We start from the raw sequence: 14,915 nt of genomic DNA, 5'->3' as shown, positions 1-14,915 counted from the left end.
CGGGCTACGCGCTTGCGCACCGCGGGCTACGCGCTACGCGGAGACCTCCGACCGATCCCCGCCCCACAGCGTGTGGAACGCCCCCTCCCGGTCCACCCTCCGATACGTGTGCGCCCCGAAGAAGTCCCGCTGCCCCTGCGTGAGCGCCGCAGGCAACCGCTCCGCACGCAGCGCGTCGTAGTACGCGAGCGCCGCCGAGAACCCGGGCGCCGGCACCCCCTGCAGCGTCGCCGCCACCAGCACCTCACGCCACGGGTCCTGCGCCGCCGCGATCTCCGAGGCGAACGTCGCGTCGGACAGCAGGCTCGGCAGGTCGGCGCGGGCGTCGTACGCGGCGCGGATCCGGTCCAGGAACGCCGCGCGGATGATGCAGCCGCCGCGCCAGATCGCGGAGACCGCGCCGAGGTCGATGTCCCAGCCGTACTCCTGGCTGCCCGCGGCGATCTCGTGGAAGCCCTGCGTGTACGACACGATCTTCGAGGCGTACAGCGCCTGCTCCACCCGGTCGGCGAAGGCCTGCGCCTCCGCCGCGCCCAGCGCCGACGCCTTCGGCCCCGCCAGGCCGCGCGAGGCCTCGCGCAGAGCCGCGTGACCCGACAGCGACCGTGCGAAGACCGCCTCGGCGATGCCCGAGACCGGCACGCCCAGGTCCAGCGCGATCTGCACCGTCCAGCGGCCGGTGCCCTTCTGCTCGGCCTGGTCCACGACGACGTCCACGAAGGGCCTGCCGGTGGCCGCGTCCACGTGGGACAGCACCTCGGCCGTGATCTCGATCAGGTAGGAGTCGAGGCGTCCGGTGTTCCAGGTGCGGAAGATGTCCGCGATCTGCGCGGGCTCGTACCCGGCGACGTCGCGCAGCAACTGGTAGGCCTCGCCGATGAGTTGCATGTCGGCGTACTCGATGCCGTTGTGGACCATCTTCACGAAGTGGCCGGCGCCGTCCGGGCCGACGTGCGTGACGCAGGGTGAGCCGTCGGCGGCCTTCGCGGAGATCTTCTCCAGCATCGGGCCCAGCGATTCGTACGACTCCGGCGAGCCGCCCGGCATGATGCTCGGGCCGTGCAGCGCGCCCTCCTCGCCGCCGGAGATGCCGGCGCCGACGAAGTGGATGCCCTGCTCGCGCAGTTCGCGCTCCCGGCGGCGGGTGTCGGCGAAGTGCGCGTTGCCGCCGTCGATGATCATGTCGCCGGGTTCGAGCAGCGGGGCGAACTCCCGGATCACCGCGTCGGTCGGGTCCCCGGCCTTGACCATGATGACCAGGCGGCGGGGCCGCTCCAGCGCCGCCACGAACTCCTTCGCGGTCTCGGCCGCGACGAACGTGCCCTCGTGGCCGAATTCCTCGACCAGGGCGTGCGTCTTCGCCGCCGTACGGTTGTGCACCGCGACGGCATAGCCGTTGCGGGCGAAGTTGCGGGCGAGATTGCGGCCCATGACCGCGAGCCCCGTGACGCCGATCTGGGCTGAAGTGCTCATACGGTTGGCTCCTCCAAAGGTGTGCCCGTCAGTACGGTCGAAACCGTCACCGTCCTTGAGGACCATCTTGACGGGTTTGCCGACCGGTTTCCCGGCGGGGTCGCCCCGTGGTCGCCCCGTGCTCCCGACGGAGCCCATGCGGCCGGTTGTCGTCTTGTCATGGCCTGTTCGCAGCCCGTACTTTTGCCGCTCCTGACGCATGTCGATGGGGGATCTCCATGGCCGTACGCGGCCGGCACCGCCGGTATCAGCCGAACAGGATCAACCGCGCCTCACTCACCGTCACGGCGGGCGGCGCCGGCATGGCGATACCGCTGATCGGCACCGGAGTCGCCCAGGCGGCCGACGTGGACACCTGGAACAAGGTCGCCGCGTGCGAGTCGACCAACGACTGGAACATCAACAGCGGCAACGGCTTCTACGGCGGGCTGCAGTTCACCCAGTCCACCTGGGAGGCGTACGGCGGCACGCGCTACGCGCCCCGTGCGGATCTGGCCACCAAGGACCAGCAGATCGCCGTGGCCGAGAAAGTGCTGGACGGACAGGGCCCCGGCGCCTGGCCGCTGTGCTCGGAGCGGGCCGGGCTGACCCGGGGCGGCGACGCGCCCGACGTCCACCCGAACGGCACAGCCTCGAAGACGACCGAGAAGTCCGCCGAGACGTCGAAGACGTCCCTGGACGACGTGCGGCCGCAGAGCACGCCCCAGTCCCGGGCCGGCACCGCGGAGATGTACACGGTCGTCCGCGGCGACACCCTCTCCGGCATCGCCGAGACCGAGGAGGTCAAGGGCGGCTGGCAGGGGCTGTACGCGGCCAACCGGACGGTCGTGGGAGCCGACCCGGACCTGATCCTGCCGGGCCAGCGGCTGAGCCTCCAGGAGGCGGCGAAGCAGAAGAACTCGCCGAGCACCTCGCCGAAGACGTCCCCGAAAACCTCTCCCAAGACTTCCCCCAAGCCCTCCTCGGGCGCCAAGGAGAGCAAGAAGGAGACCAAGAAGGAGAGCAAACCGGCCAAGAGCGCCAAGGAGACCGGCGGCAAGACGACGACCGGCCATTCCCTGGTCGCGCCCGTCACCGCCGCCGCCGGAACGCCGTACCACGCGACCGGCTCCTCCTGGTCGAAGGGCTACCACACCGGCGTCGACTTCCCCGTGCCCACCGGCACGTCCGTGAAGGCGGTCTCGGCGGGCACGGTGGTCAGCGCGGGCTGGGGCGGCTCCTTCGGCTACCAGGTGGTCGTCCGGCACGCCGACGGCCGCTACTCGCAGTACGCCCATCTCTCGGCGATCTCCGTACGGGACGGTCAGTCGGTGAGCGGCGGCCAGCGCATCGGCCGGTCCGGCTCCACGGGCAACAGCACGGGCCCGCATCTGCACTTCGAGGTGCGGACGGGGCCCGGTTTCGGTTCGGACGTCGACCCGGTGGCCTATCTCAGGGCCGGCGGCGTCAGGATTTGACGCGCACCCGATGCCGGTCGGGGGCCGGTGCGGCGACGTACAGGCCCCCGGGGAAAGTGTGGTGGATGAGGACGACCGGTGGGTCGTCCTCCGCCGGCACGTCGACGGGTTCCGTCTCACCGCCCTGGGCAGGCACCCGTGCCTGCGCTCCCTGGACTCGCTGAGCTCCCCGCGCCGCCGACACCGGCAGGTTCGCCTGCTCCTCCAACGCGTCCTCCAGAGCCTCTTCCAAGGTCTCCCCCGAGGCTTCCGCTGAGGCCTCTTCCGGGGCCGGCGTCAGCGCCGCCGGGGCGGCCTGGGCAGCCGGAAGCCCGGCCACCGGGGATCCGCTTTGAAGACGCTCTGTCGTCAGCAGGATCAGTCCGCCCGCCGCCACCACACCGCAGCTCAGCGCGAGCGCCGTGCCCGTGCTGCCGTAGCGGAAGGTCTCGCCGAACATCGTGATGCCGACCGCGGCCGCCACCACCGGGTTGACCACGGTCAGCGTCGCCAGCGGGGCCGCGAGGCCCGCACCGCGGTAGGCGGCCTGCGAGAGCAGCATGCCGGCCGTGGCCAGCACCCCGATCACGGCCAGGGACGGGAGGTCGGCGGCGGAGACGCCGCCGGTCCAGTCGACGGCGACGGTCTTGGTGAACACCGACGACATGCCGAACGCGATGCCCGAAGCGGTCGCCAGCAGCATGCTGCGGACCGCCGGGTGCCGGTGCGCGGCCCGCGCGGCGATCATCAGGGCCACCACCGCACCGGCGGTGAACATGGCCACCGTCACCCGCTGCGGCGTGCTCAGGGACTGCGCGTCGGACGCCCCGACCAGGGACAGCAGACCGGCGAGGCCGACCGTCGCCATGATCGCGCCCCGCCAGGCCGTCGCCCCGGCCTTGCGACCGACGAACAGCGCGGCCATCGGCAGCGCGAACACGATGGTCAGCGCGCCCAGCGGCTGGACCAGACTGAGCGGCCCGTAGGCCAGCGCCACCACGTGGAGAACGCCGCCGAGGCCGTTCAACGCCACCGCGCCCCACCAGCTCGCCCGGTGCAGCGGGGCGTACTCCTCGCCCGGCGAGGACTCCGCGACCCGCTCCTGCACGATCGCCCCGCCCGCGTACGCCACGGCGGAGACGAGCGACAGGACGACGGACAACGCGAGGGCGCTCATGAGCTGCTCCTCTGCGTGAGGCGGGGGCGCGGGGCCCGGCGCGGCGAACGGCTGGCTCTCATAACCAACACGATGCCTTGTGGATCTGTTCCCGTCGTCGTCCCTGAGCACGCAATGAGTCCTACTACCGATGGAGTACGAGGCTTCCTTTGTCCTCCCTCAGGCGGGTGACGTACCGGGGATCCCCCTGACCGCGACCCCTACCGGCCTTGGTACTACTGCACCTCGTGGACCTCGACCCGCAACTCGCCGCGCTCCGCCCGCTCGGCGGCTTCTTCGCCCTGCGCACCCCACTACCCGGCTCAGGAGAGCCGCCCCGCCCCCTGCCGACCCTGGCGCGGGCCTACGGGGACATCGGGGAGATCCCTGACGGCGCGGCAGCGGATGCCGAAGCCGACGCCTACGCCGACCCGCTGACCTTCCGGGTCCGCAAGGTCAACCGGGCCCTGCGCGCCCCCGAGGAGCGCATCGGCGCCTCCGTGGCGCAGCAGGGTCTCGCGGCCCGGCTCTGGTCGGTCACCCTGGGCTGCGCCGTCCTGTACGGGTCGATCCCCGACCTCACCCCGAGGCTGCTGCGCTGGGACCCCGACGCCGGGGCCCCGGACGACCTGTGGCTGACGGAGGTGCGGCCGCGGCCCGCGGACGCGGCGACCGTGGCCGCGACCGTCCTCGACGGCCACCTCGAACCCCTCTCCGCCGCGCTGCGCGCCCGCTGCCCGGTCGCGCCGGGCCTGCTGCGCGGCAACGCCGCCTCGGCCCTGGCCGCGACCGCCCGCCTGCTGGTGCAGTGGGCACGCCCGCAGGGCCGCCCCGACGTCGCCGCACACGCGCGTGCCCTCACCGCGGAACTCCTCGCCCACCCGCTCCTCGCGGACACGGGCGCCCTGACCGGCACCGCGTTCCGCCGCCGCAGCTGCTGCCTCTACTACCGGGTGCCCGACGGCGGTCTGTGCGGCGACTGTTGCTTCACACGAGCCCCGCGCTCTTCCCCACACGCCCCGTCTGGGTGACCATGAAGGAAGCCGATCGCTGAGATGGGGGGTTCCGGGTGCGAGTGGGACTGCTGACCCGGGAGTATCCCCCGGACGTGTACGGCGGAGCCGGCGTCCATGTCGAGTTCCTCGCCCGCGAGTTGAGGCAGCTCATCGACGTCGAGGTGCACTGCTGGGGCGAGGGTTCGGGCGCGGACAGAGCGTCCGGCGTCCGGCGTCACCGCCCCTGGTCGGCGCTCGACGGCGCCAACGACGCGCTGCGCACCTTCTCCGTGGACCTCGCCATGGCGGCCGCCCTCGAAGGCCGCGAACTCGTCCACTCCCACACCTGGTACGCCAACCTCGCCGGACATCTCGCGAAGCAGCTGTACGGCGTCCCGCACGTCGTCACCGCGCACTCGCTGGAGCCGCTGCGGCCCTGGAAGGCCGAGCAGCTCGGCGGCGGTTACGCCCTGTCGAGCTGGGCCGAGCGGACCGCGGTGGAGGCGGCCGACGCGGTGATCGCCGTCTCCGGTGCGATGCGCGAGGACATCCTCACCTGCTATCCGTCGCTCGCCCCGGAGCGGGTCCACGTCGTGCACAACGGCATCGACACCGCCCTCTACCGCCCCGACCGCGGCACCGACGCCCTCGCCCGGATCGGGCTCGACCCGGACCGGCCGTTCGTGCTGTTCGTCGGCCGCATCACCCGGCAGAAGGGCGTGCCCCAACTGCTGCGCGCAGTACGGGACATCGACCCGGCTGCGCAGGTCGTGCTGTGCGCGGGCGCGCCCGACACCCCCGAGATCGACCGGGAGTTCCGCGATCTCTTCGCGGAGCTGAGCGGCGCCCGCGACGGCGTGCACTGGATCCCGAAGATGCTGCCGCGCCCCGAGGTGATCCAACTCCTCACGCACGCCGCCGTGTTCGTCTGCCCTTCGGTGTACGAGCCCCTCGGCATCGTCAACCTGGAGGCGATGGCGTGCGGCACGCCCGTCGTGGCCTCCCGGGTCGGCGGGATCCCGGAGGTCGTCGAGGACGGCGTGACGGGCGCCCTCGTGACGGTCGACGACGATTTCGAGGCGGGCCTCGGCCGTGCGCTGGACGCGCTCCTCGGCGATCCGCGGACGGCGCGCCGCATGGGGGAGGCGGGCCGGGCCCGCGCGGTGGGCGAGTTCGGCTGGGACGCGGTGGCGCGGCGGACCGTCCGGCTGTACGAGGAGATCGTCAAACAGGCGTAGACGGCCCCGCGCCTGGGCAGCCATGGGTATCCAACTGGGTGAGGGGAGCGGCCATGCGTCGTGGTGGTGGACCTTCGGTGCTCGGGATCGTGCTGGCCGGCGGCGAGGGCAAACGCCTGATGCCCCTCACGGCGGACCGCGCCAAACCGGCGGTCACCTTCGGCGGCACGTACCGGCTCGTGGACTTCGTCCTGTCCAACCTCGTCAACGCCGACATCCTGCGCATCTGCGTGCTGACGCAGTACAAGTCGCACTCGCTGGACCGGCACATCACCACCACCTGGCGGATGTCGAGCCTGCTCGGCAACTACGTCACGCCGGTCCCGGCCCAGCAGCGGCTCGGCCCGCGCTGGTACCTCGGCAGCGCGGACGCCATCCTGCAGTCGCTGAACCTGATCTACGACGAGCGGCCCGAGTACGTGGCCGTGTTCGGGGCCGACCACGTCTACCGCATGGACCCGCGCCAGATGCTCGCCCAGCACATCGACAGCGGCGCGGGCGTCACGGTGGCCGGGATCCGGGTGCCGCGCGGCGAGTCCTCGTCCTTCGGGGTGATCACGCCCGGCTCGGACGGCCAGACGGTCGAGCGCTTCCTGGAGAAGCCCGCCGACCCGCCGGGGCTGGCGGACGACCCGGCGTCGGTGTTCGCCTCGATGGGCAACTACATCTTCACCACCAAGGCGCTCATCGAGGCGCTCCAGCGGGACGCCGAGGACGAGACCTCCGTCCACGACATGGGCGGCTCGATCCTGCCTCAGCTCACCCGGCGCGGCGAGGCGCAGCTGTACGACTTCCGCGACGGCCATGTGCCCGGCGAGACCAGCCGCGACCAGGGCTACTGGCGGGACGTCGGCACGCTCGACGCGTACTACGACGCCCATATGGACCTGATCGCCGAGCGGCCCGCCTTCAATCTCTACAACCGCAGCTGGCCGATCTACACCCACTCGGGCCAGCTCTCCCCGGCCCGGTTCAGCGCGGGCGGCATCGCCGGTGAGTCGATCATCAGTTCGGGGTGTCTGATCCGCGGTCAGGTCACCCGGTCGGTGCTGTCCCCGGGGGTCGTGGTCGATCCGGGAGCCGTGGTGCAGGGGTCGATCCTGCACGACAACGTGCGCATCGGGCGGGGCGCGGTCGTGCGCGGGGCGGTCCTGGACAAGAACGTCGAGGTCCCTCCGGGTGCGACCATCGGCGTGAACCCGGAGCGCGACACCGAGCTGTACACCGTGTCCAAGGGCGGCGTGATCGCCCTGGGCAAAGGACAACAGGTGTCCTGAACTTAATGCGCTGTTAACTGTGCGTAGCATGATCGTACTTGACCGTAATCGCCCGGCGCGATTGACTGCTTGCCTCACCCTTCGTCGACGCGAGGCAAGTCCTTGACTGCTGATGATCTGCTGGCACCCCTCGACCTGGCGTTCTGGAACCTCGAGTCGGCCGAGCACCCCATGCACCTGGGCGCGCTCGGCGTCTTCACGGCGGACTCGCCCACCGCGGGCGCCCACGCCGCCGACCTGCTCGCTGCCCGCGCGGCCGCCGTCCCCGGGCTGCGCATGCGCATCCGCGACGTATGGCGGCCGTTCGACTCCGCCCAGCCGTTCGACCTGCGCCGTCCGTTCGACCTGCGGCTGCCGCTCGCCTTCGGCGGCGCGACCCGGGAGCCGGACCCCGAGTTCGACCCCGTCCACCACGTCACGCTGCACGCGGCGACCGCCGACTTCCAGACCGACGCCGGCCTGCTCATGCAGCGGCCCCTGGAGCGCGGCCGCCCGCCGTGGGAGGCGCATGTGCTGCCGGGCGCGGACGGCGTCTCGTTCGCCGTGCTCTTCAAGTTCCACCACGCCCTCGCCGACGGCCTGCGCGCCCTGACGCTGGCCGCGGCCGTCCTCGATCCGCTGGACCTGCCCGCGCCCCGGCCGCGCCCCGCCGAGCCGCCCCGCGGGCGCCTCCCCGACGTGCGCAGACTGCCCGACCTGCTGCGCGGGGCCGTCTCCGACGTGGGCCGCGCCCTCGACATCGGCGCCTCCGTCGCCGTGCACACCCTGGGCATGCGCCCCACCCCCGCCCTCACCGCCCGCTCCAGCGGCACCCGCCGCACCGCCGGCGTGGTCATCGACCTCGACGAGGTGCACCGGATCCGCAAGGTCGCCGGCGGCACCGTCAACGACGTGCTGATCGCCGTCGTCGCCGGCGCCCTGCGCCGCTGGCTCGACGAACGCGGCGACGGCAGCGACGGCGTCGTGCCGCGCGCCCTCATCCCCGTCTCCAAACGCCGCCCGCGCACCGCCCACCCGCAGGGCAACCGGCTCTCCGGCTATCTGGCCCGGCTCCCCGTCGACGACCCGGACCCGCTGAGTCGGCTGGCCACGGTCCGCGCCGCCATGGACCGCAACAAGGACGCGGGCCCCGGCCGGGGCGCCGGCGCCGTTGCCCTGCTCGCCGACCACGTGCCGGCCCTCGGCCACCGCCTCGGCGGCCCGCTGGCCGGACAGGCCGCCCGGCTCTGGTTCGACATCCTCGTCACCAGCGTCCCGCTGCCCAGCCTCGGCCTGAAGCTCGGCGGGAACCCGGTCACCGAGGTCTTCCCGTACGCCCCGCTCGCCCGCGGACAGGCCCTCGCCGTCGCCGTCTCGACCTACCGCGGCCAGGTCCACTACGGGCTCGTCGCCGACGCCGAGGCCGTCCCCGATCTCGACCGGTTCGCACGCGCCCTGACCGCCGAGGTGGAGACGCTCATCACGGCCTGCGGCTCTTGACGGGAACGGGTTTGGAGGAGAGGCCCGGCGCTCCGTAAAATTCCCTGTTCGTAGGGCGGGCGCGGTCGGAGCGCCGCACGGGTCAGCAGGGAAGCGGCAGCGCGATGACGGTGACACAGGACGACTCCACGGCGATTCCCGAGGAGGCCGTGGACGAGGGACTGTACGGCCCCGGCATCGACCCGGAGCGGCTCGCCGTCTGCCTCGCGGTGCTGGACGAACTCGACAAGCTGGACGTCGACCACCCCGACGCGATCACCGTGCGCCGGGCCACCGCCGGCGTCTACCGCACGGTCAAGCAGCGCCGCCGCCAGGAGCGCCGGGCCGCCAAGACCGCCCACGACAAGGCGGTCACCGAGGCCACCGCCACCGGCTCCGCCCAGCGCATCGACGACGAGACCGAGGGCATCCTCCCCTCCTCCGTCACCGAGGAGGGCAAGATCGCGGGGATACTCCAGCGCCCGCGCTCCTGCTACACCTGCAAGGCCCGGTACGTGGAAGTCGACTACTTCTACCACCAGCTCTGTGCCGACTGCGCCCACCTGAACCGCACCAAGCGCGACGTCCGCGCCGACCTCGCCGGCAAGCGCGCCCTGCTCACCGGCGGCCGCGCCAAGATCGGCATGTACATCGCGCTGCGGCTGCTGCGCGACGGCGCGCACACCACGATCACCACCCGCTTCCCCAAGGACGCCATCCGCCGCTTCAAGGCCATGGACGACTCGGCCGACTGGATCCACCGCCTGGAGGTCGTCGGCATCGACCTGCGCGACCCGGCGCAGGCCGTGGCCCTCGCCGACCAGGTCGCCGAGGTGGGCCCGCTCGACATCCTCATCAACAACGCGACCCAGACCGTGCGCCGGCTGCCCTCCGCCTACGCCGCCCTGGTCGGCGGCGAGAGCGCCCCGCTGCCCGCCGGCGAGCTGCCCGCCCACCATGTCATCGGCGCCTTCGGCTCCGGCGCGGTCGACGGCCTCGCCGCGCTGCCCGCCGGCATCAGCGGCCTGGACGCGCAGGCGGTCGCCGACCTCGCCCTGGTCGCGGGCAACGCGAGCGTCGCCCGGCACCTCGACGGCACCGCCATCGACGCGGGCGGTCTCGTGCCGGACGTCGTCGACACCAACACCTGGGTGCAGACCATCGAGCAGATCTCCCCGGTGGAGCTCCTCGAGACCCAGTTGTGCAACTACACGGCGCCGTTCATCCTGATCAGCAAGCTGCGCCCGGCCATGGCCGAAGCCGCCCGGCGGGCGGACAGCGGGCGGGCGTACGTCGTGAACGTCTCCGCCATGGAGGGCGTCTTCGGACGCGGCTACAAGGGCGCGGGGCATCCGAACACGAACGCGGCGAAAGCCGCGATGAACATGGTCACGCGGACCAGCGCGCAGGAGATGTTCCAGGCCGACGGCATCCTGATGACGTCCGTCGACACGGGCTGGATCACCGACGAGCGTCCCCACTACGACAAGCTGCGGCTCGCGGAGGAGGGGTTCCACGCGCCGCTCGACCTCGTCGACGGGGCGGCTCGGGTGTACGACCCGGTGGTGCGCGGCGAGGCGGGCGAGGACGTGTACGGGGTCTTTCTCAAGGACTACGCGCCCGGGAAGTGGTAGCCCGCACTGTCAGGTCGGTGGACGCGCCGCTCTCACATTGGTGCCGCCGTCCACCAGTAGGTCGGCGCCTGTGATCCAGTTCGCCTCGTCCGACGCCAGCCACAGTACCGCCCTCGCGACGTCCTCCGGGGCGCCTATCCGGCCGAGGGGGAGGCCCGCCGCTATCTCGCCCTCTCTCGGCTCCCACATGAAGCGGGCCAGTTCGGTGCGGACGAGGCCGGGGGAGACGGAGTTGACCCGTACCCCCGGGCCCAGCTCGCCCGCCAGTTGCCGGGTGAGGTGGCGCAGGGCCGCCTTGCTGGTGCCGTAGGCGCCCACGGACGGGCCGACGTGGGTCGCGCCCTCCGTGCACACGTTCACCACCGCGCCGCCGTGCTCCCGCATCCAGCCGCGCCACGCGCACTGCACGAGCCGCAGCGGCGCCTCGACGTTCACCGTGAACGTCCGGCGCCAGACGTCGGGATCGGCGTCCATCAGCGGGCCGTACGGCTGGTTGGACGCCGCGTTGTTGACCAGGACGTCGAGCCGCCCGAACGTGCGCAGACACAGCTCCGTCAGCGCCTCGGGGCGCCCGGGGTCCGCGACGTCGCCCGCGAGGCCGATCCCGCCCAGCTCCGCGGCCGTCCGGCGCACCTCGTCGGCGTCGCGCGCGTTCACGCAGACCTGGGCCCCGGCGTCCGCGAGCGCCCGCGCCACCGCCCGGCCGATGCCGCGCGTGCCGCCGGTCACGACGGCTGCCTTACCGCTCAACCCGTACGACGACGTCATCGGCGCACGGTCTCACGGCCCACCGTCAATCGACAGCCCCGAGACGTGAGTTCCGTGCCGCCACCAGTTCCAGCACCGTGCGCCAGTCCTCCAGCACCCCCGCGTCGCATCCGGCGACCCGGCCGTCCTCGTCGGCCTGGCGCAGGCTGAAGAGGTCGTCGTCGGCGGGCGTGTCGTGCCAGGGGTGCAGACCCATGAGACGGGAGACACGGGCACCGAGCAGGGGCCGTACGGCGTCGGCGGCGCGCTCCGCACGGACGCCGGCGTCGGTGGGGCACAGGAGCCGGCCGATGGGGTGGACCAGCCCGGTGAGCTGGAGCTCCTTGTCGGCGGGGCGACTTCGGCGCAGCAGCGCCGCCGTCTGCAGCGCGTGATCGTGCAGATCGACGCCGACACCGATGCCACCGCCGTCCGCGGCGTTCGGTACGCCCCGGCAGGCGTACAGCAGGTCCATCAGCTCCTCGACGCTGCGCAGCTCCATGCGTCTGTCCTTCCGCGAGACAGCCGTTGCCGGACGCCACCAGATCATGTCCGGCTTGCGACCGGACGAACGGCACTTGAACGGCGCGACGGACCGGCAGGCGCGTTCGCCGGTGTAGGCCGGACGGGTGAACTCAAAGGGTGCGAATGTGACGGAAGGAGTTCAATTCACTTGCGACGACATGCGGGTGACGCCCCATGGTTACGCCAAGTTTTCAGCCCTATCGAGCGGCACCCCGCTCATTTGGTTAGTCTGTATCGGACGGACAGCACGACGGAGTGCCACCCACACCCACCGTCCGTCTGGGACAAGCCGGTTCACAACGGCCAGCCCTCCTGGGAGTCACCGGCGCCACAGCGTCGCCACCGACTCCAGCCAGACCCGAGGGAGCGTCGAGCGCCGGATCGCAGACTGACCGGCACGCCCCGAGGGTGACCCGACACATAAGGAGTGCGCGGTGACACCGGAGAAGACGAATCGCGAGCAACGCCCCAAGGAACGCCCGGAGCGGGCCGGCCGTAAGCCCGGAGAGATCGGCAGCCTGGACGTGTGGGCCCGCTCCGCCCCCATCCGCCTCGCGGGCTACGAGGACGACCTCGCCGAGGACCACATCCTGCCCAGCGTGGACTGACCCGCTCGCGATCGACGACCGCATGGGCGTGCGCCGCGACCGGCACGCCCATGCCGAGCCTCCGGCCGTTCCCTCTCCGTCTCCTCCCCGTCTCCTCCCCGTTCCCGCCCCGTCCCCGCCCCGCCGCTTCTCAGTCGAGCGGGGCCGTCCGCCGCCACGGCTGCAGGCTCTCCAACTGCTCCGCCAGCCGCAGCAGTTCGCCCTCCGTCCCCGGCCGGCCCACCAACTGCACGGCGGTCGGCGCGCCCGACGGCAGCGTCCCGAAGGGGACCGCTATCGCGGGCCAGCCGGTCAGGTTCCACGGCGGGGTCAGCGGCGAGTAGTTCGTGTTCACCAGGACGTTGCGCAGCCAGCCCCGCTCGTGCCACGGCGCCGACCTCGGCGACCGTCGCGCGAGCGCCGGTGTGAGCAGCACGTCGTACTCCGCGAAGAACGGCTCCAGCCGCCGGCGCAGCGTCTCCCGCGCCGAGCCGTCGCGCACCTCGGCCAGGAAGCGCCGGCCGAGGGCCGCGTGCACCCGGGTGCGCCGGGTCAGCAGCCGGGCGTCGAGGTGCGCGGCGTCCACGGCGGTGCCGGCGGTCCAGTGCGCGAGCGAGGTGACGCCCAGCGACAGCGGATACGGCGGGTCGGCCCGCTCCACGCGCTGTCCCGCCCGGACCAGCACCGCGGCCGCCTCCCGCGCCGCGTCCCGGTAGGGCCGGCTCACCGCGGTTCCGGCCAGCGGACTGCGCACCGACACCGCGATCCTCGGCCCGCCGGGCTTCTCGGCCGCCGTCACGTCGGCGCCGGCGAGGACCGACAGCATCAGCCGCGCGTCCTCGACCGTCGTCGCCAGCGGACCGTTCTCCGACATCCCGAACCAGTCGCCGTCGCCGATCCCGGCCGGCACCACCCCGTGGCCCGGCTTGACGGTCACCAGGCCGCAGTTGGCCGCCGGTATGCGCAGCGACCCCATGCCGTCGTTGCCCAGCGCGATCGGCGTCATCCCGGCGGCGACCGCGGCCGCGCTGCCGCCGGACGAGCCGCCGGCCGTGCGGGAGGTGTCCCACGGATTGCGGGCGGTGCCGTGGACGCCCTCGGTGGTGCCGAAGACGCACAGCTCCGGCACATTGGTCAGCCCCACGACCACCGCCCCGGCCGCGCGCAGCCGGGCCACGGTGACATGGTCGGCTTCGGCCGGGGTGTCCGGGGTCGCGGCCGAGCCGACCCGTGTCGACTCGCCCCGCACGCCGAGGTTGTCCTTGACCGCCACCGGCACCCCGGCCAGCGGCAGTTCGGCCAGTTCGGCCAGGTCGGCGCGGGCGGCCAGCGCGTCGGCCTCGGCGAGCGCCGCCGCGGCGCGCACCACCCGGAACGCCCCGATCCGGCCGTCCAGGCGCTCGATCCGCGCGAGATGCTCGGCCACCACCTCGCGCGGCGTGACCTCCTTGTCCCGAACGGCGGCGGCGATCTCGACGGCGGTCCGGCCGACCCAGCTGGTCACGGCGGCTCCTCGGTCCTACTGGTGAGTATGTGAGGAGAACTGTGCCCCGCCTCGACGCCCGCGTCGAGAGTCCGGCGACCTGTCGCGGCCGTCTGCCGGTCACGTCCCGGTCAGGGGGCCACCTGCGCCCTGAGCCACTCCGCCACCTCGCCGACATGGGCGGCCGCAGCCGAGCGGGCCGCCTCCGGGTCGCGGGCGGCCAGGGCGCGGTGGATCGCGGCGTGTTCCCGGCGGGTGCGGTCGAACGCGCCCTCCTCGCGGTAGCCGCGCCAGACCCGGGCCCGGAAGGTGCGCGAGGACAGGCCCTCCAGGATCGCCGCCATCGTCTCGTTGCCGGCGGCCGCCGCGATCGCGCGGTGGAAGGCGAGATCGTGGGCGAGGATCTCGTCGGGGTCGTCGGTGGCGTTCATCGCGTCCAGGTGGCCCTTCACGACGGCCAGCCGGTCGGGGGTGATCCGTGCGGCGGCCAGCGCGGTCGCCGTCGACTCCAGGATCCGCCGGACCTCCAGCAGTTCCACCAGCCGGGGCCCGCGCGACAGATCGGCGACCACCCCGAACGTCTCCAGCAGGTCCCCGGCCTGGAGCTGCGTCACATAGATGCCCGAGCCGTGCCGGGCCTCCAGCACGCCCAGCACCGTGAGCGCCCGGATCGCCTCGCGCATCGAACTGCGCGAGATGCCCAGCTGCGCCGCGAGATCGCGCTCGGTGGGCAGCCGCTGGCCCGGCTCCAGCAGCCCCTCGCCGATCAGCGCCTTGATCCGCTCGATGGCGCGCTGCGTCACCGTGCCCTTGGGGGCTGCTGCCGCGCCCTGCCGGGGCTCGTCCACGTGCTCTCTCCTGTCGCCGGTGCCGCGCAGTCTAGCCATCGATGTGGTCGGACCACTT

At 72.8% G+C, this 14,915-nt stretch carries 13 protein-coding genes; 7 read left to right on the top strand and 6 right to left on the bottom strand.

Translation table 11 applies throughout. From position 1 onward, the window contains the following. Nucleotides 1–33: 33 nt before the first annotated feature. Nucleotides 34–1,473: an NADP-dependent phosphogluconate dehydrogenase gene (gndA, locus tag ACWCPF_RS20105; RefSeq protein ID WP_451046394.1), complete on the bottom strand. Its 1,440-nt coding sequence runs from the start codon at nt 1,471–1,473 to the stop codon at nt 34–36. Nucleotides 1,474–1,691: 218 nt separating this feature from the next. Between gndA and ACWCPF_RS20100 the strand changes: the two genes are divergently transcribed. Continuing rightward, nucleotides 1,692–2,930 carry a transglycosylase family protein gene (locus ACWCPF_RS20100; protein WP_451046393.1) on the top strand — a complete coding sequence of 413 codons (1,239 nt, stop codon included), beginning with the start codon at nt 1,692–1,694 and terminating at the stop codon, nt 2,928–2,930. On the opposite strand, the gene ACWCPF_RS20095 is transcribed toward ACWCPF_RS20100, so the two are convergent. Then, nucleotides 2,920–4,086, bottom strand: a complete 1,167-nt coding sequence (locus ACWCPF_RS20095) for a DMT family transporter (RefSeq protein WP_451046392.1) — start codon at nt 4,084–4,086, stop codon at nt 2,920–2,922. The two genes, ACWCPF_RS20100 and ACWCPF_RS20095, sit on opposite strands and share 11 nt — an antisense overlap. A 209-nt stretch (nt 4,087–4,295) precedes the next feature. Between ACWCPF_RS20095 and ACWCPF_RS20090 the strand changes: the two genes are divergently transcribed. From ACWCPF_RS20090 to ACWCPF_RS20070, 5 genes are all read left to right on the top strand, one after another. Continuing rightward, nucleotides 4,296–5,096, top strand: coding sequence for a (2Fe-2S)-binding protein (locus ACWCPF_RS20090; protein ID WP_451046391.1), 801 nt, complete (start codon nt 4,296–4,298; stop codon nt 5,094–5,096). A gap of 38 nt (nt 5,097–5,134) precedes the next feature. Next, nucleotides 5,135–6,298: a glycogen synthase gene (glgA, locus tag ACWCPF_RS20085; protein WP_451046390.1), complete on the top strand. Its 1,164-nt coding sequence runs from the start codon at nt 5,135–5,137 to the stop codon at nt 6,296–6,298. A gap of 53 nt (nt 6,299–6,351) precedes the next feature. Continuing rightward, nucleotides 6,352–7,575, top strand: a complete 1,224-nt coding sequence (gene glgC / locus ACWCPF_RS20080; protein WP_451046389.1) for a glucose-1-phosphate adenylyltransferase — start codon at nt 6,352–6,354, stop codon at nt 7,573–7,575. Nucleotides 7,576–7,677: 102 nt separating this feature from the next. After that, a complete protein-coding gene (locus tag ACWCPF_RS20075) occupies nt 7,678–9,054 on the top strand; it encodes a wax ester/triacylglycerol synthase family O-acyltransferase (RefSeq protein ID WP_451046388.1) in 1,377 nt (458 codons plus the stop codon). A 104-nt stretch (nt 9,055–9,158) separates the two neighbouring features. Continuing rightward, nucleotides 9,159–10,667 (top strand): SDR family NAD(P)-dependent oxidoreductase, encoded by a 1,509-nt coding sequence (locus tag ACWCPF_RS20070; protein WP_451046387.1) that lies wholly within the window; start codon nt 9,159–9,161, stop codon nt 10,665–10,667. Nucleotides 10,668–10,676: 9 nt separating this feature from the next. Here the strand turns inward: ACWCPF_RS20070 and ACWCPF_RS20065 are convergent, their stop codons facing one another. Then, nucleotides 10,677–11,435: an SDR family oxidoreductase gene (locus ACWCPF_RS20065; protein ID WP_451046386.1), complete on the bottom strand. Its 759-nt coding sequence runs from the start codon at nt 11,433–11,435 to the stop codon at nt 10,677–10,679. A 25-nt stretch (nt 11,436–11,460) separates the two neighbouring features. Further along, nucleotides 11,461–11,916 (bottom strand): hypothetical protein, encoded by a 456-nt coding sequence (locus tag ACWCPF_RS20060; RefSeq protein ID WP_451046385.1) that lies wholly within the window; start codon nt 11,914–11,916, stop codon nt 11,461–11,463. 457 nt (nt 11,917–12,373) lie between these two features. Here ACWCPF_RS20060 and ACWCPF_RS20055 point away from each other — a divergent pair, with 457 nt between their 5' ends. Beyond that, nucleotides 12,374–12,547, top strand: a complete 174-nt coding sequence (locus tag ACWCPF_RS20055; protein WP_451046384.1) for a hypothetical protein — start codon at nt 12,374–12,376, stop codon at nt 12,545–12,547. Nucleotides 12,548–12,677: 130 nt separating this feature from the next. On the opposite strand, the gene ACWCPF_RS20050 is transcribed toward ACWCPF_RS20055, so the two are convergent. Together ACWCPF_RS20050 and ACWCPF_RS20045 are read right to left on the bottom strand one after the other, a co-directional pair. Further along, nucleotides 12,678–14,030, bottom strand: a complete 1,353-nt coding sequence (locus tag ACWCPF_RS20050; RefSeq protein ID WP_451046383.1) for an amidase — start codon at nt 14,028–14,030, stop codon at nt 12,678–12,680. 110 nt (nt 14,031–14,140) lie between these two features. Then, nucleotides 14,141–14,896 carry a FadR/GntR family transcriptional regulator gene (locus ACWCPF_RS20045; protein ID WP_451046382.1) on the bottom strand — a complete coding sequence of 252 codons (756 nt, stop codon included), beginning with the start codon at nt 14,894–14,896 and terminating at the stop codon, nt 14,141–14,143. Between the last annotated feature and the right edge of the window lie 19 nt (nt 14,897–14,915).

The sequence above is a fragment of the Streptomyces sp. NPDC001858 genome (genome assembly GCF_053594615.1).
The sequence above is the reverse complement of the archived record's forward strand: the minus strand, read 5'-3'. Positions and strand labels throughout refer to the sequence as shown.